The organism is Mycobacterium sp. 1482292.6 (assembly GCF_001672995.1).
Classification (GTDB): Bacteria; Actinomycetota; Actinomycetes; order Mycobacteriales; family Mycobacteriaceae; genus Mycobacterium; species Mycobacterium europaeum_A.
Genome location: NZ_LZKV01000200.1, coordinates 1 through 19,503, shown reverse-complemented (window position 1 = coordinate 19,503; position 19,503 = coordinate 1). Strand labels below are relative to the sequence as shown.

Annotated in this window: 19 protein-coding genes; 9 read left to right on the top strand and 10 right to left on the bottom strand. The window is 68.9% G+C overall.

What is annotated here, in order from left to right:
* Positions 1-19 precede the first annotated feature (19 nt).
* The 4 genes from A5624_RS19895 to A5624_RS19880 form a co-directional block, all read right to left on the bottom strand.
* Positions 20-943: an alpha/beta hydrolase gene (locus tag A5624_RS19895; protein ID WP_066869841.1), complete on the bottom strand. Its 924-nt coding sequence runs from the start codon at positions 941-943 to the stop codon at positions 20-22.
* The gene (locus tag A5624_RS19890; RefSeq protein ID WP_066869837.1) at positions 940-1,752 is read right to left on the bottom strand and encodes an IclR family transcriptional regulator; all 813 of its coding nucleotides are present in this window, start codon (positions 1,750-1,752) and stop codon (positions 940-942) included. Before A5624_RS19890 ends, A5624_RS19895 begins: the two co-directional genes overlap by 4 nt.
* Before the next feature lie 128 nt (positions 1,753-1,880).
* Positions 1,881-2,828, bottom strand: coding sequence for an alpha/beta hydrolase (locus tag A5624_RS19885; RefSeq protein WP_066869834.1), 948 nt, complete (start codon positions 2,826-2,828; stop codon positions 1,881-1,883).
* A gap of 138 nt (positions 2,829-2,966) precedes the next feature.
* The gene (locus tag A5624_RS19880; RefSeq protein WP_232002289.1) at positions 2,967-3,884 is read right to left on the bottom strand and encodes an alpha/beta fold hydrolase; all 918 of its coding nucleotides are present in this window, start codon (positions 3,882-3,884) and stop codon (positions 2,967-2,969) included.
* A 202-nt stretch (positions 3,885-4,086) separates the two neighbouring features.
* Here A5624_RS19880 and A5624_RS19875 point away from each other — a divergent pair, with 202 nt between their 5' ends.
* The 6 genes from A5624_RS19875 (at position 4,087) to A5624_RS19850 (ending at position 9,358) form a co-directional block, all read left to right on the top strand.
* Positions 4,087-4,899, top strand: coding sequence for an SDR family oxidoreductase (locus tag A5624_RS19875; RefSeq protein ID WP_066869828.1), 813 nt, complete (start codon positions 4,087-4,089; stop codon positions 4,897-4,899).
* Positions 4,896-6,119, top strand: coding sequence for a zinc-binding dehydrogenase (locus tag A5624_RS19870; protein ID WP_082990615.1), 1,224 nt, complete (start codon positions 4,896-4,898; stop codon positions 6,117-6,119). Before A5624_RS19875 ends, A5624_RS19870 begins: the two co-directional genes overlap by 4 nt.
* Positions 6,120-6,185: 66 nt before the next feature.
* A complete protein-coding gene (locus A5624_RS19865; protein WP_197498034.1) occupies positions 6,186-6,818 on the top strand; it encodes a TetR/AcrR family transcriptional regulator in 633 nt (210 codons plus the stop codon).
* Positions 6,819-6,892: 74 nt separating this feature from the next.
* The gene (locus tag A5624_RS19860) at positions 6,893-7,558 is read left to right on the top strand and encodes a TetR/AcrR family transcriptional regulator (RefSeq protein WP_066869822.1); all 666 of its coding nucleotides are present in this window, start codon (positions 6,893-6,895) and stop codon (positions 7,556-7,558) included.
* Positions 7,551-8,741, top strand: a complete 1,191-nt coding sequence (locus A5624_RS19855; RefSeq protein WP_066869820.1) for an NAD(P)-binding protein — start codon at positions 7,551-7,553, stop codon at positions 8,739-8,741. Before A5624_RS19860 ends, A5624_RS19855 begins: the two co-directional genes overlap by 8 nt.
* Positions 8,741-9,358: a DinB family protein gene (locus tag A5624_RS19850; protein WP_369827502.1), complete on the top strand. Its 618-nt coding sequence runs from the start codon at positions 8,741-8,743 to the stop codon at positions 9,356-9,358. Before A5624_RS19855 ends, A5624_RS19850 begins: the two co-directional genes overlap by 1 nt.
* Here A5624_RS19850 and A5624_RS19845 read toward each other — a convergent pair.
* Genes A5624_RS19845 through A5624_RS19835 form a run of 3 tightly spaced genes read right to left on the bottom strand, consistent with a single transcriptional unit; the run spans position 9,319 to position 12,883 of the window.
* Positions 9,319-10,785, bottom strand: coding sequence for an FAD-dependent oxidoreductase (locus A5624_RS19845; RefSeq protein WP_066869816.1), 1,467 nt, complete (start codon positions 10,783-10,785; stop codon positions 9,319-9,321). The genes A5624_RS19850 and A5624_RS19845 overlap by 40 nt on opposite strands.
* Positions 10,782-11,690 carry a biphenyl-2,3-diol 1,2-dioxygenase gene (gene bphC, locus A5624_RS19840; RefSeq protein ID WP_066869813.1) on the bottom strand — a complete coding sequence of 303 codons (909 nt, stop codon included), beginning with the start codon at positions 11,688-11,690 and terminating at the stop codon, positions 10,782-10,784. Before bphC ends, A5624_RS19845 begins: the two co-directional genes overlap by 4 nt.
* A gap of 8 nt (positions 11,691-11,698) precedes the next feature.
* Positions 11,699-12,883, bottom strand: a complete 1,185-nt coding sequence (locus A5624_RS19835; RefSeq protein ID WP_066869810.1) for an acyl-CoA dehydrogenase family protein — start codon at positions 12,881-12,883, stop codon at positions 11,699-11,701.
* Positions 12,884-13,116: 233 nt separating this feature from the next.
* Between A5624_RS19835 and A5624_RS19830 the strand changes: the two genes are divergently transcribed.
* From A5624_RS19830 to A5624_RS19820, 3 genes are read left to right on the top strand one after another with little or no spacing between them, the layout of a single operon-like run.
* Positions 13,117-14,742, top strand: coding sequence for an NAD(P)/FAD-dependent oxidoreductase (locus A5624_RS19830; protein WP_066869807.1), 1,626 nt, complete (start codon positions 13,117-13,119; stop codon positions 14,740-14,742).
* Positions 14,739-15,542 carry a mycofactocin-coupled SDR family oxidoreductase gene (locus A5624_RS19825; protein WP_066869804.1) on the top strand — a complete coding sequence of 268 codons (804 nt, stop codon included), beginning with the start codon at positions 14,739-14,741 and terminating at the stop codon, positions 15,540-15,542. Before A5624_RS19830 ends, A5624_RS19825 begins: the two co-directional genes overlap by 4 nt.
* Entirely contained in the window at positions 15,539-16,384 is an 846-nt protein-coding gene (locus A5624_RS19820) for a mycofactocin-coupled SDR family oxidoreductase (protein WP_066869801.1), read from the top strand. The genes A5624_RS19825 and A5624_RS19820 overlap by 4 nt, the downstream gene beginning before the upstream one ends.
* 7 nt (positions 16,385-16,391) lie before the next feature.
* On the opposite strand, the gene A5624_RS19815 is transcribed toward A5624_RS19820, so the two are convergent.
* The 3 genes from A5624_RS19815 to A5624_RS19805 all read right to left on the bottom strand — a co-directional run bounded on the left by A5624_RS19815 (position 16,392) and on the right by A5624_RS19805 (position 19,369).
* On the bottom strand, positions 16,392-17,273 hold the full coding sequence (locus tag A5624_RS19815) for an alpha/beta fold hydrolase (RefSeq protein WP_066869799.1): 882 nt from the start codon (positions 17,271-17,273) through the stop codon (positions 16,392-16,394).
* A 74-nt stretch (positions 17,274-17,347) separates the two neighbouring features.
* Positions 17,348-18,730 (bottom strand): wax ester/triacylglycerol synthase family O-acyltransferase, encoded by a 1,383-nt coding sequence (locus A5624_RS19810; RefSeq protein WP_066869796.1) that lies wholly within the window; start codon positions 18,728-18,730, stop codon positions 17,348-17,350.
* 210 nt (positions 18,731-18,940) lie between these two features.
* Positions 18,941-19,369 (bottom strand): DoxX family protein, encoded by a 429-nt coding sequence (locus A5624_RS19805; RefSeq protein WP_066869793.1) that lies wholly within the window; start codon positions 19,367-19,369, stop codon positions 18,941-18,943.
* Positions 19,370-19,503 lie beyond the last annotated feature (134 nt).

Here is a 19,503-nt window from a genome sequence, read left to right as displayed (position 1 = left end):
AACCGTCGAAGCCGGCGCGTTACCGCCGCAGCAGATCGGCCAGCGCTGCGGCGGCCTCGTTGCGCGCCCGGTGCGCGAGGTCGAGCATCGGCATCGTCATGAACCCGTGGATGCCGCCCTCGTACCGCAATTGCCGGGTGGGGACGCCGGCCGCCTCGAGCGCGGCGCCGAAGGCCAATCCTTCGTCGCGCAGCGGGTCGTGGCCGGCGACCACCAGCACGGCGGGCGGTAGTCCGCGTAGGTCGGCGTTCAGCGGTGTGGCGTAGGGATGCGCGCGGTCTTCGCTCGACGGCACATAGCAATCCCAGTACCACCGCAGTGCCGGCTTCGGGTTGTAGTAGCCCTGGCCGAAAAGCCGGTAGGACTCGGTGTCGAAATCGGCCGCGATCACCGGGTAGATCAGCAGCTGGGCTGCCGGCATCGGGCCGCCGCGGTCGCGAGAGATGACCGTGGCCACCGCGGCCAGATTGCCGCCGGCGCTGTCGCCACCCACGACCAGACGCCCGGGATCGGATCCGAGCGCGGCGGCGTTGTCATAGGCCCAGCACGTCGCGGCGTACACGTCCTCGGCCGCCGCCGGCCAGGTGTTCTCCGGGGCCAACCGATAGCCAACCGAAACCACCACGGCGGGAACAAGATTGGCCAGGCTTCGGCACAGGTCGTCGTGGCTGTCCAGGTCGCAAAACACGAACCCGCCGCCGTGCGCATACACGACGACGGGCAGTGGCCCCGCCGCCTCGGGCCGGTAGCTGCGCACGGGGATGGGGCCGCCCTGACCCTCGATCGAGCGATCGGTGACCTCGGCGACCGGTTCGGGCCGCGCCGGTGGCACCAACCTGGACCGGATCAGCGCTCGGGCCTCGGCGCCGCTCATCTGGTGAACCGGTGGGAACCCACTATCCAGTTGCTCGATGATCGGGGCGATCTGCGGGTCGAGCCTCACGCGTATTGCAACGCGGGGCGCGGCGCGAGACGCAGCGGACGAAGGGGTTGCAGGGTGGGCGCGACGCGCTGCGGGCCGTCCTCGGCGTGGCGCCAGATGCCCATCGCGGTCATCCGGACCGGGGCGATCAATCGCTGGTCGAACGTCATCCGGTTCATCGGACCGCACACCGACACCGCCGCGACGGCTTCACCCGGATTGCCGATGGGCGCCGCCACACAACCGAATCCGAGCTGAGATTCCTCGCGCTCGAAGGCGACGCCGTGCGCGCGCACCCGGGACAGTTCGACCGCCAGCTGTGCGCCGGTGGCGATCGAGTACTTGGTGCTGCGGACCCGCAAGTCCACCGGGGCGTCCTCCTCGCGGTACGCCAGCATCGCCTTGCCGACGGCGGTGCAGTGCGCGGGCTGGCGGCCGCCGACCCGGGTGGGGATTGGCGCCAGCGGCGAATCGCCGATCTTGTCGAGGTAGACGACGTCGGGTCCGTCGAGGACCGCCAAATGCACGACCAACCCGGTCGCGCGGTGCAATTCACCCAGCAGCGGGGCGGCTGCGCGCACCAGGCGGTCCTGATGCACGGCGAGCGAGCCCAACTCGACCAGGCGCATGCCCAGCTCGTAGTCGCGGCCGCTGCGGCGCAGCCAGCGCAGCTGCACCAGACGTTCGAGCATTCGGTGCGCCGACGAGCGGGGCAGGCCGGTGCGCCGGACGATCTGGGCCAGCGTGAGGCGCCCGGGTCCGTCGAATGCGTCCAGGACAAGCGTGATGCGGTCGATGACCGCGGTGGGGGTTTCGGCGGGCGCTGACACTGAGCCTCCTGGCTGGCATATACCTATTAGGAATATAGTTGTAGCACATGAAGGTGGTCCGCGTCACATACCTCGAGCCCGCGAGCGTAAGCCCACCGCGGAAACCCGGGCCGAAAGTCGCAGCGGGCTTACGTTCGCGGAATGGAACGGGGCGCCGCATCGCGCGTAAGCCCGGGGCGCGACAACGCGCGGGCCAGGAAGGAGAGCATGGCCTGCACGGCCTCCTCCTCGCCGTCGAGAAATGCCGCGTAGTGACCACCGGGTAACAGGGCGAGCTGGCCGCGGGAGGCCCGTTGCGCCACATGGATTGCCGGTCCGGGCGGAGCCACGCCGTCATCGCTATAGGCGACAACGAGCAGCGGACACCGAATGTGCTTGGCGTATCGGCCGGGCCGGTAGAAGCCGATGCGTACCGCCGACCGCGCGGCCACCGCTTGGCGCCATTCGGGGTAGCGGTTTCCGGGGTTGAGCGCTCGGACGTAGTTTCGCGAATCCGGTGTGGTCAACGCCGCCACGGCGCCGCGCTCACCGGCCAGCGGAACGAGCAGGGGCTGGCGCCCAAACATTCCACCGACGGTGTCGACAGTGGCACGGCTGATCAACCTGGTGAACGCCTGAGGTGTCATGTACCGCAACGCGTTACGCATGGCATGGAGGCCGTCGACCGCGGGTGCGTGCGCTATCGCTGCGGCAACGCGGGGATGACGTGCGGCTATGACGAGTGCGTGCCCGCCGGAAGCCGAGAACCCCCATATGGCCAACTTGTCGCGGTCCACGCCCGGCAGCGTTGCGGCGAAGTCCACGGCGGCGTGGTAGTCGGCCAACTGGTCGCGGAAACGCACTAGTTGCCTTGACGTGCCGCTGCTTTCGCCGAGGCAACGGTAATCGAAGGCGAGCACGTGGTAGCCGGCGTCTTGGAAGCGCTTGGCCAGACGATCGGTCCCGGGTTCCTTGGTGACGGCCAGCCCGGCAGCCATGACCACGCACGCCCCGTTCTCGCCCGGGTAGTGCCAGGCGGCGCATTGGCCGTCGGCGCTGGGGAACATCACCTTATGGCGCTGGGTGCTAGGTGCCATGACTTTGCTCCTTTGGCATACGGGAATAGCCTGGGCTGCAACGCATTAGACCGTGGACATCCCCGCCGCGGTTGCGCTGTAAGTCCAATCCATGACGTACGCCCGAAGATACATGCAGTATGTATGTAATGCAAGCGGCTACCATAGGTCCGTCGCAGCCGGATCCCGGGATGCCCGGCAGGGGCGGGCCAGCAGGTCCAGTAGCGCTGCCGTGACTTCGTCGGGCCGCTCCTCCATGACGAAGTGGTCCGCGCCGGCAATGCGGGTCAGGGTCGCCGCCGGAATTCGCTCCGCAAGTTCTCGGCCGGTCGCAAAGGGAATAGTGCGATCCCTGTCGCCCCAGATGATCGCCGTCGGACATTGGATCCGCTCCAACCCGGCGGCCAATTCGGGCACCGCGGGCACCCGGTAATCACGGAAAAAATCAACGAACGTTTGCCGCCCGGGCGGCGTGTCCATCCATGCCAGATACTCGGCTTCGAGGGCGTCGTCGAAGCACCCGAGCCGGCGATACGGGCGCAACGCAAAGTGATGCAGCCGCCGTAGCGGAAGGTTGCGCACGACGCCGGGAGCATGAGTCACGGCCCAGCGTTGTTGAAGCAGGAAACGATAGAACATCGGTCGAAAGATGCTGTGCGCGCGTGAGTTCAGCACCGCCAGGCGCATGACTTTTTGCGGGTGGCGCAGCACATAACCCAAACCGAGGAACGCGCCGTAGTCGTGAGCGACCAGATTGAATTGCCGCAGTCCCAGCGAATCGACGAGACAATCGAGCCGTCCTACCTCGTTCTCATATGTCGCGGGCGTGTCGGGCGGATCGGAGCGCCCGAAGCCCGGCCAGTCGACGGCGACGACGCGGTGCCTTTGGGCCAACGCCGGGATCTGGTGACGCCAGCACGATGCGCTCTGGGGATAGCCATGCAGCAGCAGTACCGCCTCCCCGTCGCCGGCTTCGACGCGAAAAACACTCATCAGCAGGCCGCCTTCGTCATGGTGAGCACAACCAGTGGCGGAACGTTTGATTGATTGAACGCCGCCGCCACCAACTGTCGTCACTGCGGCTGAGGCGATCAACCGTGCGACGCGCGCATGGCCCAATCGGTGGGATGCATGTCCTGCCGGGACGCCAACCGCGTTCCGCGCACGTATGCGGAATGGCGGTGCAAAGCCGCGTTCGAACAACCTGTTTGGCAGATATTGACACGGCGCCGTTCCTGATACAAAACTGGAACCGTTCCGTTCCCGAAGGAGGCCCGTCGTGGTTGTCGACAAGGCGGTGTTGGTCACCGGGGCCGGCAGCGGAATCGGCGCGAGCACGGCGCGCGCGCTGTACCGCCGTGGCGCACGGCTTCTTCTCGTGGACGTCGATGGGCCCGCACTGCAAGCGTTGGCAGGCGAATTCGGGCCCGGCCGAAGCCTGGTTGTGCAAGGCGATGTTCGCGATCCCGACGCCATGCGAACGGCGGTCGATGCCGGCATTCGGCAGTTCGGTCGCCTTGATGCCGTCGTGGCCAACGCCGGCGTGGGTTCCTGGACGCCGGTGCTCGACATGCAGCCGGCGCAGTTCCGCCAAGTCGTCGACATCAATCTCATCGGCCTGTTCAACACCGTCGGCGCCGCATTGCCCGCACTCGTCAGCGCAAAAGGGTACGTACTGGTGGTCGCGTCGGTTGCGTCCTTCGTCGCTGCTCCAGGTCTGGCCGCATACACGGCGAGCAAGGCAGGTGCGGAGCAGTTCGCCAACGCATTGCGACTCGAGATGGCTTGGCGCGGCGTCGATGTCGGCTCGGCCCATATGTCGTGGGTCGACACCCCACTATTCCGGCGTGCCATGTCCGATTCTGCCGGCTTCGCCGCCATGCTGGCCACACTTCCGCGTCCGCTCAGGCGGACGCTGTCGGCGGATGACTGTGGGGAAAAGCTCGCCGACGCGGTGCAGCGGCGGGCTGCCCGGGTTGCCATGCCCCGCTGGGTGGCGATGGCCCGCTGGGCGAAGCCGCTGCTGTCGACCCCGCCACTGGAACGTCAATTGCGCACACGGCTGGCGCAGGTCTTGGAGGACCAAGGATGAACACCGATCTCGTTCGGGCCCGCACGGCGCTGGGCCACTACGCCAGGCTGCTGAGTCCCGACGCGCTGTCGGCCGCGCGCCTGCCGCTGCACCGCGACACCAAGATGCGGATCAAGCAACTGGGCCGGGGGAGCGGCGGGCGCCGCCGGGCGAGCCGGCAACGCATGCGCGGGCTCGTCGCCTACCCCGGCGGCGCGCTGCGCTGGCGGTCGCTGCCCAGCCCCGCCCTGCCCGGCCCGCAGGCCGCGATCGTGCGACCGATCGCCGTGGCGACCTGCGACGTGGACCGGGCAATGATGCTGGGCCGCACCCCATTTCCGCTGCCGCTGCACCTCGGCCACGAATGCGTGGCCGAAGTGGTCGAGGTGGGGGACGAGGTGACCTCCGTTCGGATCGGCGACCGGGTGGTGGTGCCGTTCCAGATCAGCTGCGGGCGCTGTTCCGCCTGCCGGCGTGGCCACACCGGCAGCTGCCTGTCGGTTCCCCCGGCGTCGATGTACGGGTTCGGCATCTCCGGTGGCCTTTGGGGCGGCGCGTTGGCCGACCTGATGGCCGTTCCCTTCGCCGATGCGATGCTCGTGGCCTTGCCCGACGGCGTCGAGCCGGCCGCCGCGGCCGGGGTGGGGGATAACGTCTGCGACGCCTACCGGCAAGTCGCGCCACACCTACCCGGCCTGCTGGCCGCCGATCCCGACGCCGAGACGCTCATCGTGGGCCGCATGGGCAGCCGTGAGCCGATGACCTCCAGCGCGGTGCTGTGTACCGGACTGATCGCTCAGGCGTTGGGCGCGCGCAGAATTCACATCGTCGACGGCCGTGCGGCCGTCCGCGATCGCGCCGAGCAACTGGGTTTCCATGCGCTGGATCCGCGGCACCCCCGCGAGTGGCCGACCGCCGCGCTGACCGTCGACGCCACCGGCACCCCGAGCGGGCTCCGACAGGTACTTCGTCACACCGCGCCCGACGGCATCTGCACCTGCGTCTGGTCGCTGCACCGGCGCGCCAGCGTGCCCTTGGCCGCCTGCTACGTGCGCAACGTGACGTTGCACATCGGTCGCAGTCACGTCCGCGCCGTCATGCCTTCGGTGCTCGAACTCATGGCCGCGGGAAAGCTGCGACCCGAGCTGGTCACCACCCTCACCGCCTCGTTCGACGACGCTCCGGGCGCCCTGCGCGAGCACTGCCACGGAAACGCCATCAAGGCCGTCCTCACGGCCTGATGACCATGCCGCGAACGAGCACCTCAACAACCCGAATCGGGAACCCGCGTGTGTCAATATCGGGTAGTGCAGCCGTCGCGAACGTATCGAGGAGCCACCCCCGGCCAACGGGCCGAGCAGCGGCGCACGCGCCTCATCGAGGCCGCCGTCGACGTGTTCGGCACGGTCGGCTACCGCGCCGCGACGGTCGACCAGGTCTGCGCCAGCGCCGGGCTGTCGAAGCGGTACTTCTACGAATCGTTTCCCGACAGCGAGACACTTTTGCTCGCCTGCTACCAGCGATGCGCCGAGGAAATACACCAGGCCATGGTGAGCGCCGTCGCCCAGGCGCCGGCGGACACCCTCGACGTTCAGTTACGGGCGGCGCTGACAGGCTATTTCGAAGCCATCGACGCCGACCAGCGGCGGGCGCGGATCACCCTGCTGGAGATCCTCGGCGTAAGCCCGGCAGTGGATGCCGCCTGGGCCGCGCAAACCCAGCGATTCGCCGCCTCGGTGGAGACTCTGGCGGCCGCCGCCTTCACCAAGACCACACTGCCCAAGGCGCAGCGGGCCATCATCGCCGAGGAAATCATCGGCGCCATCACCACCGCCGCCACGCTCTGGCTCCTGCAGGATCGCCGGCGCCGCCGGGCGCAACTCATCAACGCCACCCACGTCCTGGTCCTCGCCGTTTTCGACCGGCTGCCGCACGCCTGAGCCACCACCGCGTCTTGCGGCCGGTGCCGGCCGCTGCTTTACTGCAAGTAAGCACTTACTTGTTGGGAGGCGCTGTGCCCGTCACGTCGCGACAGCGGATCATCACCGAAGCGCTGCGCCTGTTCGGGCAACGCGGGTTCGCGGCCACCACGATCGCCCAGATCGAACAGGCCGCCGGGCTGTCGCCGGGCTCGGGCGCGCTGTACCGGCACTTTCGCTCCAAGGACCAACTGCTCTACGAAGCCATCGGCGAGACCCTCGCCGATCGCGACCAGTGGGCGCCGTTCTTCGAGCCCGGCTTCTCGGTACTGGAATTGCTCGACCAGGTGGCCTCCGGTGCCGGGCTGGTCGACAGGCTCGTGCTGCTCTGCCGGGTGGGGTTGGGCCGGCTGGACCACAACCGCGACGTCACCCGGATCCTGTTGCGCGACACCTCGGCCTCCCCGGAGGTCCTCGAGGTGTTCCGCCGCAACGAGTACCTGCAGGTGCTGTCGGTGATCTCCCGCGGGTTGGCCGAACTGGCCGGGCCGGACCACGGCGCACACGACTGGGACGCCGCCGCCGTCGTGGTGCTCAGCGCGGTCGCGCATTACTGGCTGATCCGCGACACGTTCGGCGGTGAACACCCGGCCGCCATCGACGAGGAGCGATACCTGCGTTCCACCGCGGAAATGATCGCTGCCCGACTGCAGTGGTCGGATCCGACGCCCAACCCCGAAGAAAGGAACAACGATGGGTAGCCACATCAGCGTGATCGGCGGTGGTCTCGGCGGCCTGACCGCCGCCATCGCATGCGCGGAAGCCGGTGTCCCGGTGCGGCTTTACGAAGCGCACGATCGCCTGGGTGGCCGCGGCCGTGCCACACCGCCGCCCTATGTCGCCCACGACGGTGCGCACGTGTTCTACGCCGATGGTCCGCACTACAAGTGGCTGAAAAAGCGCGGCTTCGTCAAACGCCTCGGGTGGCCCGGTCCGGTCGCCATGGCCGCACTGCTGCACTTTCGCGCCGACGGGCGCATCCGTGCGCTGCCGCCGCTACCGATGCTGCGCCCGCAATCGCGCAAATGGCTCACCGCGCCCGTCGACGTCGACTTCCACACCTGGGCCAGCGGGCGGTGGGGCGAAAAGACGGCCACCCAGATGGCCAACGCGATCAGCGTCGTCACCTATCACGCTGACACCGGCCAACTTTCGGCGGCGTTTGTGTGGACGCTGTTCCAACGGGTCCTCGGCCCCAACCCGCCCGCGGTGCGCTGGGTTCGTGGCGGCTGGCAAACCGTCATCGACAGGATGGCCGACCGCGCGAAGGAACTCGGCGTCGCGGTGCAGACCGCGGCGCGCATCGACACCTTGCCCGCTGGCGGCCCGGTCATCGTGGCCACCGACATCGCCGCGGCGCGCTCCCTGCTGGGGGACGAAAGTCTCAGTTGGACAAGCGGACACGCCGCGCTGCTCGACATCGCCGTCAAGGCCGGCCGCAAGGACACCAATCTGATCTTCGATCTCGACGAGGGCGGCTTCCACGAGAGCTATAGCATGCAGGACGATTCGGTGGCGCCCGCCGAAGAGGCGCTCTACCAACTGCAGATGCCCGTCCGCGCCGGCGAGTCACACGCGGACGCGCACCGGCGACTGGAAGGCCTCGCCGACCAAGCGCTGCCGAACTGGCGCGAGCGCACCACCTTTCACCGCACCGCCATCGCCAAGGGCCGCACCGGCGCCCTGGACCTGCCCGGCCAGACCTGGCGCGACCGGCCGGCCGTCTACCGCGGCGACGGCGTGTTCCTGGTCGGCGACATGGTCTCCGCGCCGGGCATGCGCGGTGAAATCTCGATTAACAGTGCTATTTCCGCCGCCGCGGCCGCCACCGCCGCGCTGACCAAGGTGCGCACGCGCGCGCCCTCGGGCCGAAGCGCACCGTGATCGGTCTCAAGGACGACTTGCATCGACAGCTTCGCGACGCCCGTGCGGCCGTGGTCTGGAAGCTCGACGGACTGTCCGAATACGACGTCCGCAGACCGATGACCCCGCACGGCACCAACCTCCTGGGCTTGGTCAAACACCTGACCGGCTGCGAGATCGGCTATTTCGGCGACGTGTTTGCCCGGCCGTTCCCGCGTCCTCCGCTGTGGCTGAAGGGCCCGGCGGAGCCCACGGTCGACATGTGGGCCGCGCCCGACGAGAGCCGCGGTGACATCGTCGATCTGTACCGGCGGGCCTGTGCGCACTCCGATCGCACCATTGCGGCTCTTGACCTCGAGCATCCCGGTGTCGCGCCCGGCTGGCCCGAAGACCGGCGCTCGGTGACGCTCGGGCGAATCCTCGTGCACATGCTCGCCGAGACCGCCCGCCACGCGGGCCACGCCGACATCGTTCGCGAACTCGTCGACAACCAAGCCGGGTCACAGCCGGGCCGCTCCGGCCTTCCCGACGTCGACGGCCCGTATTGGGCTGCGCTGCATGGACGTATCGAGCGCGCGGCCCGCCAGGCGCAGAAGACTCAGCCTTTGGCGGCCGAGCGCCCGGCGCGCCGGCCGTAGAAGCTGCCGTCACCCAGCGAGACTCCGCTTGCGTAGCCCCAGGCGGCCAGCCCGGCCGTGCACCGGCCGGCGGCGAAGAGGCCCGGGATGGGCGCGCCGCTGACATGGAGCACCTCGGCGTCCAGCGTGGTGGCCAGCCCGCCCAGCGTGAAACCGCCGGTGTTCTCCCGCAGATCGACCGCGCCGACGGGGGAGCCGATCGGCTTGATCCACTCCGGCTTCTTGTGCAGCAGCGGATCCTCGCCGCGCGCGGCGCCCGCGTTGTAGGCGGCCACGGTCGCCTGCAGCGTCCCCGGCGGTAGCCCCATCTCGGCTTCCAGGTCGGCGACGGTGTCGGCCACCCAGGTCGCCGGGCGCAGCATGAACTTCGGCGACCACGAGGCCATCGCCTCCTCCTGGGCGTCGCCGTCGATGATGAGATAGGCGACGTTGTCCTGCTGATAGAGGGTGAGCTGGCCGATCCGGCCCGGGTAGGTGTCCTCGGCGACGTAGCGCTGGCCCCGTCCGTTGACCAGGATTCCGCGCACCAGCTGCTGCGGGTCGATGAAGATCGCGACCTCGGTGGCGTCCATGTGCGCCAGATCGGCGCCGAGCGCCTGCGCCATCCGGATCGCCTGCCCGTCATGCTGCTCGATCGAGGCGGCCGGGCGCCCGGCGATCCGCGGCGCGTAGCGCGCCACCATCGCGTCGTTGTAGGCGAAGCTGCCCGTCGCGAGCACCACGCCGTTGCGCGCCCGGATGCTCATCTCGGTGCCATACCGGCGGGCCCGGATGCCGACCACTCGGCCGTCGGACTCGGTGATCAGCCGCTGCACCCGCACGTCGTACAGCGCGCGTGCGCTTGCGGCAGTGGCGGTTTCGACGAGGGGCTTCATCAGCATGTAGCCGGCGCTGGCCTCGCCCTGCTTCTTGTTCTGCATCTGCGGGACGTGCCCGCGCGGCGCGGGGGTGGCGATGGTGTTGAACGGAAAGGAGTTTTCGCCGCCGCTGTACATCAGCCCCTGATCGCCCATCGGTTCCCAGCCGGGCTCGGAGAAGAATTCCGCCTTGAACGGCACGCCGCAGCCGACCAGCCAGTCGAAGTGGGCGACGCTGCCCGCGCAGTAGTCGGCGATCCTGTTCTCGTCGGCGCCGGGGCCCATCGCGACGTTGAGGAATGCCGCCATGTTGTCGACGGAATCGGGGAAACCGCAAGCCGTTTGGATCGGGGTACCGCCGCCGAGATAGATGAAGCCGCCGGCCATCGACGCCGCCCCGCCCCAGGAGCCGGTGCGCTCGAGCACCAGGACGTCGGCGCCGGACCGGGCCGCTTCCACCGCCGCGGCCGCACCGGCGACCCCGTAGCCGGCGATGACGACGTCGGCCTCGGCGTCCCACGAGGTGATCTTCGACGCCGCGACCGGCGTCACGTCGGAGTCGGGCGTCACAGCCGCATGGCCGCGGGCATTTCGCCGACCCACTGGTGGCCCCAGTAGCTGTCGGCGGTGATTTCCTCTGCGGTGTAATAGGTTTCGTCGACCCGCATCCCGTCGGTGCCGAATTCGATGTCCCAGTCACCGGGTGCGCGGACGTAGAACGAGACCATCTTGTCGTTGGTGTGTCGCCCCAGGGTGGACGACAGCTGGAATCCCTCGGCGTTGACCCGGTCCAGCGCCTGCCCGACGGCGTCGAGGGTGTCGACCTCCACCATGATGTGGACCAGGCGCGGGTCGCGCTGGTGTGCGGCCGGCACGATCGCCAGGCTGTGGTGTCGCTCGTTGATGCCGAGGAACCGAACCCGCACGGGCCCAAACTCTTTGGGCAACGGCACCCGGAACGCGCCACGGGCCCGGAACCCGAGGACCTCGGTGTAGAAGTCGAACAGCCCGTTGGGGTCGGTGGCCGGCACCACCACGTGGCCCATGCCCTGATCACCGGTGACGAACTTCGCGCCGAACGGCGTGACGACCGGGCTGTGGTCGAGCACCGCGCCGTGGAACACCTCCAGCGTGGTGCCGGCGGGATCTTCGAAGGTGATCACCTCTTCGACCCGGCGCGCCTCGGCGTCGTCGGGGGACAGCTGCTTGTACGCGACGCCTGCGCCGTCGAGGGTGGCCTGCACGCGCTGCAGGGCCGGGTGGTCGCGCACTTCCCAGCCGACGGTCAGCACCCGGTCGGTCTCACCGGGCACCACGATGAGCCGGGCCGCCCGCTCGTCCATCCGCAGGTACAGCGCCGAAGGATCGGGGCCCTTACCTTCGGCGAACCCCAGCACGCCGAAGGCGAACTGCCGCCAGCGGTCGATGTCATTGGTCGAAATGGTGATGTAGCCAAGGCTTTTCAGGTCGCTCACTAATGCTCCTAGATCAGGGCCCGCAGCGGACCCTCGGGCGGGTCGATGCCGATCGAGCTCAGCGCCGCCGCGTGATAGGTGGTGCCCGGGACATGGATGGCGTGCATCTGGCCGACGTGCACGTCACGCCAATATCGTTGCAGCGGCTTGTCCATCCGCGCCGCGTTGCCGCCCGAGCGGGCGAAGATCTCGTCGACCGCCGACACCGCACGCCACACCGCGCGCACCTGCGTGCGGCGCCCGGCCGCCCGATCGGCGAAGGACACCTCCTTGCCGGCCGCGACCATGTCGTAGATGCGGTCGGCGTTGGCCAGCAGCTCCTGACGCGCCGCGTTGATGTCGGCGGCCGCCTCGCCGATGGCGTGCATGACGTAGGGGTCGTCCTTGATTGCGGTGCCGGTGGCGCCGACCCGTTCGCGCTGATAATCCAGATGCGCGGCGAGTGCACCCTCCGCGATCCCGATGGTGGCCGCGGAGATGCCCAGCGGGAACATCGTCGACCACGGCATCAGGTAGAGGGGTTCGGTCATGCCGGCCTCGCGCTGGGCGGTGCCGTCCATCACCTTGGTCGCGTCCATGGTCCGGTAGCTGGGCACAAACGCGTCCTTGACGATGACGTCCTTGGAGCCGGTCCCGCGCAGCCCCACCACGTTCCACGAATCGTCGACTATCTCGTAGTCCTTGCGGGGCAAGATCATGTGCAGCATCTGCGGTGGCATCAGCGGGATGCCCTTCTCGTCGCCGAGCATTGCCCCCAGGATGATCCAGTCGCAGTGGTCGGTGCCCGAGCTGAACTGCCAGCGCCCGTTGAAGACGTAACCTCCGTCGACGGGTTTGGCCACGCCCTGCGGCGCGTAGGGGGAGGCCATCCAGGTGTCGACGTCGTCGGCCCAGATCTCGGCGGCGACTTTCGGGTCCGCGTACGCCAACTGGTAGGGGTGCACGCCGACGACGCCCACGATCCAGCCGGCCGCCGGATCCAGTGCCGCGGTGGCCATCGTCGTCTCGGCGAACTCGCGCGGGTGCACCTCGAAGCCCTGATATTGCTTGGTCTGCAGCAGCCGGATCAGGCCGGCGCCCTTCATCAGCTTGACGGTGTCGTCGGTGAGCCGCCCGATGCGTTCGGCTTCGGCGGCCTGGTCGCGCAACTGGTCCGCCATGGCCACTACCCGGTCGAGTACCCGCTCGCTCATATCGTTGTCCTTACGTGTGTGGGCTAAGCACGTGTGGGGGCTAAGTAATGGTCTACCGCAGTCGAGGCCCGTCCCAAAGGAAATCCCGATGAGCGGACACCAAGGGCGTCGGAATTCGACGCGAACCTCGCCGCCGGCCACCCACGCCCGGTGGCCGGGAAAACTCGCCGCAAGCGTCCGGTGACCGGGAGGCCGCGCGGGCCGCGCCGGCCGAGGCCCTACGGTGACTCGTTGTGAACGTTCCCGGCGCGCGGTCCCTCGACGTCGTCGTGGTCGGCGCGGGGTTCGCCGGCCTGTACGCGCTGCACAAACTGCGCGGGCAGGGCCTGTCGGTGCGGGTGCTGGAGGCCGCGCCCGAACTGGGCGGCACCTGGTACCACAACCGGTATCCGGGAGCGCGTTGCGACGTCGAGAGCGTCGACTACTGCTACTCGTTCTCCGACGAACTCCAGCAGGAGTGGAACTGGACCGAACGGTATGCCACCCAGGCCGAGATCCTGGCGTACCTGAACTGGGTCGCCGACAAGCTCGACCTGCGCCGCGACATCGCGTTGCGCACCCGCGTGGTGTCGGCGCACCTCGACGAGGCGGCGTTGCGCTGGACGGTCACCACCGATGCGGGACAATGCTTTTCGGCGCGGTTCGTGGTGATGGCGACGGGTCCGCTGTCGGCCGCGCTGACCCCGGACTTCCCCGGCCTGGACACCTTCGCCGGCGAGCTTTACCACACCGCGCGGTGGCCGCACCGGCCCGTCGACTTCACCGGCAAACGGGTGGCGGTCATCGGCACGGGATCCTCCGGCATTCAGTCGATTCCGGTCATCGCCGAGTCCGCCGCCCACCTCTACGTCTTCCAGCGCACCCCCAACTACAGCGTCCCGGCCGGCAACAGGCCCCTGTCCGCCGCCGAGCTCGACGAGATCAAGGCCGGTTACGCGCAGCGGCGTGCGCTGTCGTGGCGCAGCGGCGGTGGCTCGCCGCACATCACCGCCCCCAGGCCGACGATGCAGTTCACCGCCGAGGAGCGGCGTGCGGCGTTCGAAAAGCGTTGGCAGCAAGGCGGCGTGCTGTTCTCCAAGACGTTCCCGGACCAGCTGACCGACCTGGAGGCCAACGACGAGGCCCGCAGGTTCTACGAGGAGAAGGTCCGGGCCGTCATCGACGATCCGGCGGTCGCCGACCTGCTGATTCCCACCGACCACCCGATCGGCACCAAACGAATCTGCACCGACAGCAACTATTTTCAGACCTTCAACCGGGCGAACGTGTCGCTGATCAGTGTCCGGGCCACCCCGATCGAATCCGTCGACGCCACCGGCATCAACACCGCCGGGGCCGATAACACCGAAGCCCATTACGACGTCGACATGATCGTGCTGGCAACGGGTTTCGACGCGATGACCGGGGCGCTGGGCAAGATCGACATCGTCGGCCGGCGCGGCACCGCCCTGCGAGACGATTGGGCGCACGGACCCCGCACCTATCTGGGGCTGGGCGTCGACGGCTTCCCCAACCTGTTTTTGGTCTCGGGTCCGGGGGCACCCGCCGTGCTGGCGAACATGGTGCTGCACGCCGAGGCCCAGGTGAACTGGATCGCGGAGGCCATCATCCACCTGGACCGGCACGGTTACGCCGCGCTGGAAGCCACCGTGGACAGCGTGGACGAGTGGGGCGCCGAATGCGCCCGCCGGGCCGAGACCACGCTGTTCACCAAGGCCAACTCCTGGTACATGGGCGCCAACGTGCCGGGAAAGCCGCGCGGCTTCATGCTGTTCACCGGGGGCTTCGCGACATACAACGACATCTGCGCCGAGGTCGCCGGCGCCGGCTATCGCGGCTTCGATCTAATCGAACGATGACGGGGTTGCTGGACAAGGTTGTGGTGGTCACCGGTGCGGCCAAGGGGACCGGCCGGGTGCACTGTGAGCGGTTCGCCGACGAGGGTGCCGACGTGATCGCGCTCGACGCGCCCGCGGCGGCCGACGAGTTGCGCGCTACGGCAAGCCGAGTCGACGACCGCGGCCGGCGGTGCGTAACCGGCCTGGCCGACGTCAGCGAGCTCGAAGCGATGACGGCCGCCATCGACGCCGGCGTGGCCGCGTTGGGCCGGCTCGACGTCGTCGTCGCCAACGCCGGGGTCCACCTGCCCGGCGCACCGTCGTGGGAACTGGACCCCCAGGTCTGGCAGCGCACGCTCGACATCAACCTCACCGGCGTGTGGCATACCGTCCGGGCGAGCGTGCCGCACCTGGGTGATCGCGGCGGCTCGGTGGTCGTCATCAGCTCCACCAGCGGCCTGCGCGGCCTGCCCAACACCGCCCACTACACCGCCAGCAAGCACGCGGTGGTGGGATTGGCGCGCACCCTCGCGAACGAGCTCGGGCCGCGCGGCATCCGGGTCAACACCGTGCACCCCGGCCCGGTGGCCACCCCAATGGTGCTCAACGAGGCCACTTTTCGGCGGCTCCGGCCGGACCTGGACAACCCGACGGCGGCCGACGCGGCCGAGGTGCTGCAGGCGCGCAACCTGCTGCCGGTGCCGTGGGTCGAGCCCGTCGACATCGCCAACGCCGTGCTGTTTTTGGCCTCGGACGCGGCCCGCTACGTCACCGGCACGCAGCTGGTGGTCGACGCCGGCCTGACGCAGAAGACGACGTGAGCGCCACGCGCGGCGGGCGACTGCACGGCAAGGTCGCCCTGGTCACCGGAGCGGCGCGCGGGATCGGCCGCGCGCAGGCGGTGCGGTTCGCGCAGGAGGGTGCGAACATCGTGGCGCTCGACGTGTGTGGCCCGGTCGACACCGTGCGTATCCCGCACAGCACCCCCGCCGACCTCGACACCACGGCGTCGCTGGTGCGCGATGCCGGCGGGCTCGCGCACACCGAGATCGTCGACGTGCGAGACCTCGCCGGTGTGCAGGCCGCCACCGACCGCGGGGCCGAGCGGTTCGGTGGTCTCGACGCGGTCTGCGCGACCGCGGGCATCACCTCCCGCGGCATGGCGGTCGAGCTCGACGAAAACGCCTGGCGCACAATGCTCGACGTCAACCTGACCGGGGTATGGCACACCTGCCGCGCGACCGCGCCGCACCTGATCGCGCGCGGGGCGGGTTCGATGACCCTGACGAGTTCCATCGCGGGCCTGCGCGGGCTGGTCGGCGTCGCGCATTACACCGCCGCCAAGCACGGCGTGATCGGCATGATGCGCAGCCTGGCCAATGAGCTTGCGCCGCACAACGTTCGGGTCAACTGCATCAGCCCGACCAACGTCGACACGCCCATGATCCACAATGACGTGGTGGGCGCCGCATTCCGGCCCGACTTGGACCGGCCCCCCACCCGCGCGGAATTCGCCGAGGCGGCCCGCTCGATGAACATGCTCGCGGTGCCCTGGGTGGACGCGGTGGACGTGGCCAACGCCGCGCTGTTTCTGGCCTCGGACGAGGCCCGTTACATCACCGCGATCGTCCTGCCCGTCGACGCCGGAGCCACCCAGCGATAAGAACTGGCTAGCCGCGCGAAAGAAAAGCCAGCACGGTGCTTTCGAACGCCGCCTTGGCCTCGATCATGGCCCAGTGCCCGGAGTTGGGGAAGATGTGCAGCTCCGCGTTGGGGATGGTGCGCATCGGGATCAGCGCCATGTCCGGCGGGCTCACCCTGTCGTCGCGGCCCCAGGTCAGCAGCGTGGGCGCGGTGAGCTTGTGCATCGTCGCCCACGGTAGCGGCCGGTCGGAGGCGTTCAGCGCGGCGTTCATCCCGGCGAATGCCGCCTTGCCGTACATGCGTCGCGCCGCGGCCAGGGTGTCCGCGTCGGTGGCCAGCTGCCAGCGTTCCTCGATCAGCTCGTCGGTGACCAGCGCCTGGTCGTAGACCATCGACTTGAGCCAGTCGACCAGCCGCTGCCGCGTGGGGTCCTCGACGAATTCCTGCAGCAGCCGAATGCCTTCGCTGGGACTGGGACTGAAGATGTTGGTGCCGATCCCGCCGATGGTCACCAGCCGGCCGACGCGGTCCGGATTGTGGGTCGCGAAGTTGATGCCGACGCCACCACCCATCGAGTTGCCGACGATGTGCACCTTGTCCACGCCGAGCGCGTCCAGGAAGGGCGCCACCGTGCCGAAGGCGGTGACCATCGGGTGGCCGCCGAAGTCGTCGCTGACCCCGAAGCCGGGGAATTCCAGGATCAGGCAGCGGAACCGCTCGGCGAAGGCGGGCAGCACGCCGCGGAAGTTGCGCCAGCCGGTGACACCGGGGCCGGAGCCGTGCAGGAACAGCAGCGCCGGCCCCGAATGGGATCCGCCGGTGTCGTAGTAGCGCAAAGCGCCCTTGTCAGTGCTGATTTCGCGCAGGTCGTGCGCCGCGACGCTCGTCGGTTCCGAAGTGTCTGCCACGGATGTCACCCTGCCATGCCGCGGCGGCGAGGATGGACGGGGTTCCGCTGACCGGGCGGATCAGACCGGGCAGATCAGGCCGGCTCGCCGCAACTCAGCAGCTCTTTGAGCGCGGCGGGAAACGCATCGGCGAGGTCCCAAAGGTCCGGAACCAGGTCCGGGCAGGAGATGATGCCGATGCCCAGCCGGCCGTTGAGCGACATCACCGTGATGTTCAGCGCGGCGCCGGCGATGATCGGGCCGAGCGGATACATCGCGTCGAGGCGGCACCCCAGGAAGTAGAGCTGTTCTTGCGGGCCGGCGACGTTCGACAGCACCAGGTTGTGCGGCGGGTTCTCGGGCAGGGGGAGTCGCGGCAGCAGCCGTCGGGCCGCACCGAACAGGGTCTGCCCGGCCACTTGCGTCCAGTCGTGCAGCAGCGTCGGGCCCAGCGCCGCGGAGTGGTCCTTCGCCGCGGCGTTTCCCTCGGCGATGCTCGCCAGCCGTTGTACGGGGTCGTCGACGTGGGTTTCGAGGCGGCAGAGCATCCAGGTCATCTGGTTGCGGCCCGTGCGGGTGGACTTGCCGCGCACCGACACCGGCACGCTCGCGACCAGGGGGACGTCGGACAGCGCGTCGCGGTCTTGGAAGTACTGCCGTAACGCCCCGGCGCACAGCGCCGTCACGACGTCGTTGACGGTGACCCCGAACCGGTTTTTGACGGTTTTGACGTCCTCGAGGTCCACGTTGGTCAGCGCCACGTTGCGGCGCCGGGTGAACGAGCCGTTGAACGCGGTCGGCGGCGCCGCGAACGGGGCCGCCATCGTCTGGCCGCCGCCGCGGGCGCGCAGCACCGTCTCCGCCACGGTCAGCGCCGTGGCCGGCAGGACTCGGGCCAGCCGCCACGGCCGCAACGCCGCCCCGATCAGCCCGCTCGCGGCGATCTGTAGTGGATTCGCCGCGCCGGCGCGCTCGGCCGGTTCCGGCGGCGGGGCGTCGGGCACGTCGCTGCACAACTGCGAGAGCAGGTGGGCGCCGCCCACGCCGTCGACCACCGCGTGGTGGACCTTGAGGACGACGGACAGTGCGTCCGTGCCGTGCAGGCCTTCGATCACCCACATCTCCCACAGCGGCCGGTCACGATCGAGCGGCAGGCCGGCGATGTGGCCGCAGATGTCCGCTAATTCTTTCGGGCCTCCCGGCGACGGCAGGGCCACGCGGTGAAGGTGGCGAGCCGTGTCGAACCGGTCGTCGTCGACCCACACGGGGTGGTCGAGGTTCAGTTGGTTGTCGGCCAGCTTGAGGCGGAATTCGGGCACCGCATCAAGCCGCTCGCGCAGCGCCGCACTGAAGCGATCAAAGGTGTAGCCGCCGGGCATCGTCGACGGGTCCAACTCCAGCACGCAGCAAACATTCAAAGGCTGCGTCGGCGATTCCAGGTGCAGAAAGAACGCGTCCAATCCGCTGAGTCGTTGCATCGTTGCTCGTCTCGGTTGTGCGGCCATGACCGCTGGTCACCTGACCCACGGTCATTCCCGGAGCTCCGCAAGCGCGCTCAATCGGGAGACCGCAATCTTTTGGTGTGTGACTTCTAGCTGTAGCCGTTGAGGGGCTTGGGGCAAACATTTCGTCAAGACATTTAACGAAATCGCCACCGCGGGCGCCCGGCGCGCCGACGGGCGTGGAGATTATGCGCTGGTCGACTGGCGGGCGGTGAGCAGGTGGTCGACGGAGTAGCGGTTGTGCCCGCGGAACGCAATCACGCCGACGAGAAAGAGCGCGTGCACGAGTTGGTCGCCGATCACGTTGAAGTGCTCGATCGACGTGGCGCCCAGGACCAGACCGACCATCACCAGTGCGCCGGCGATGGCGGCCGTCCGGGTCAGCACACCGGCCAGCAACAGCGCTCCGATGGTCAGCTCCGCGAACGGCAGCGCGTAACCGCATCGCGAGACCGCGACGGCGGGCAGCATCGACTTCGTGAACTCACTCATCAGCTGGGCGTGAAACGCGCCCAGCTTCGGCAACCGGACCAGGCCGTGGCCGAACAGGCTGGCCCCGATGGTCAGCCGAACCAGCAGGTAGGCCACGGCCCGGTCGGTGTCGGATGTCCCCATGGTCGATCCTTTCTCGGTGGTCGTGGCGCGGAAACGTCACGCGAACAACAGGTTTCGCGGGGCCAGCGATCGCGGTGCCGCTAGGGCCGGCGGGCCATTGCGGAGTCGGGAGCCGCCCAGTCGGTCGAGACCTT

What these genes read in the sequence shown, in the direction of transcription:
- A5624_RS19885 (WP_066869834.1), bottom strand. Translation starts at nt 2,828, where the DNA reads ATGGCACCTAGCACCCAGCGCCATAAGGTGATGTTCCCCAGCGCCGAC.
- A5624_RS19870 (WP_082990615.1), top strand. Translation starts at nt 4,896, where the DNA reads ATGAACACCGATCTCGTTCGGGCCCGCACGGCGCTGGGCCACTACGCC.
- A5624_RS19855 (WP_066869820.1), top strand. Translation starts at nt 7,551, where the DNA reads ATGGGTAGCCACATCAGCGTGATCGGCGGTGGTCTCGGCGGCCTGACC.
- A5624_RS19835 (WP_066869810.1), bottom strand. Translation starts at nt 12,883, where the DNA reads ATGAGCGAGCGGGTACTCGACCGGGTAGTGGCCATGGCGGACCAGTTG.
- A5624_RS19825 (WP_066869804.1), top strand. Translation starts at nt 14,739, where the DNA reads ATGACGGGGTTGCTGGACAAGGTTGTGGTGGTCACCGGTGCGGCCAAG.
- A5624_RS19810 (WP_066869796.1), bottom strand. Translation starts at nt 18,730, where the DNA reads ATGCAACGACTCAGCGGATTGGACGCGTTCTTTCTGCACCTGGAATCG.
- A5624_RS19805 (WP_066869793.1), bottom strand. Translation starts at nt 19,369, where the DNA reads ATGGGGACATCCGACACCGACCGGGCCGTGGCCTACCTGCTGGTTCGG.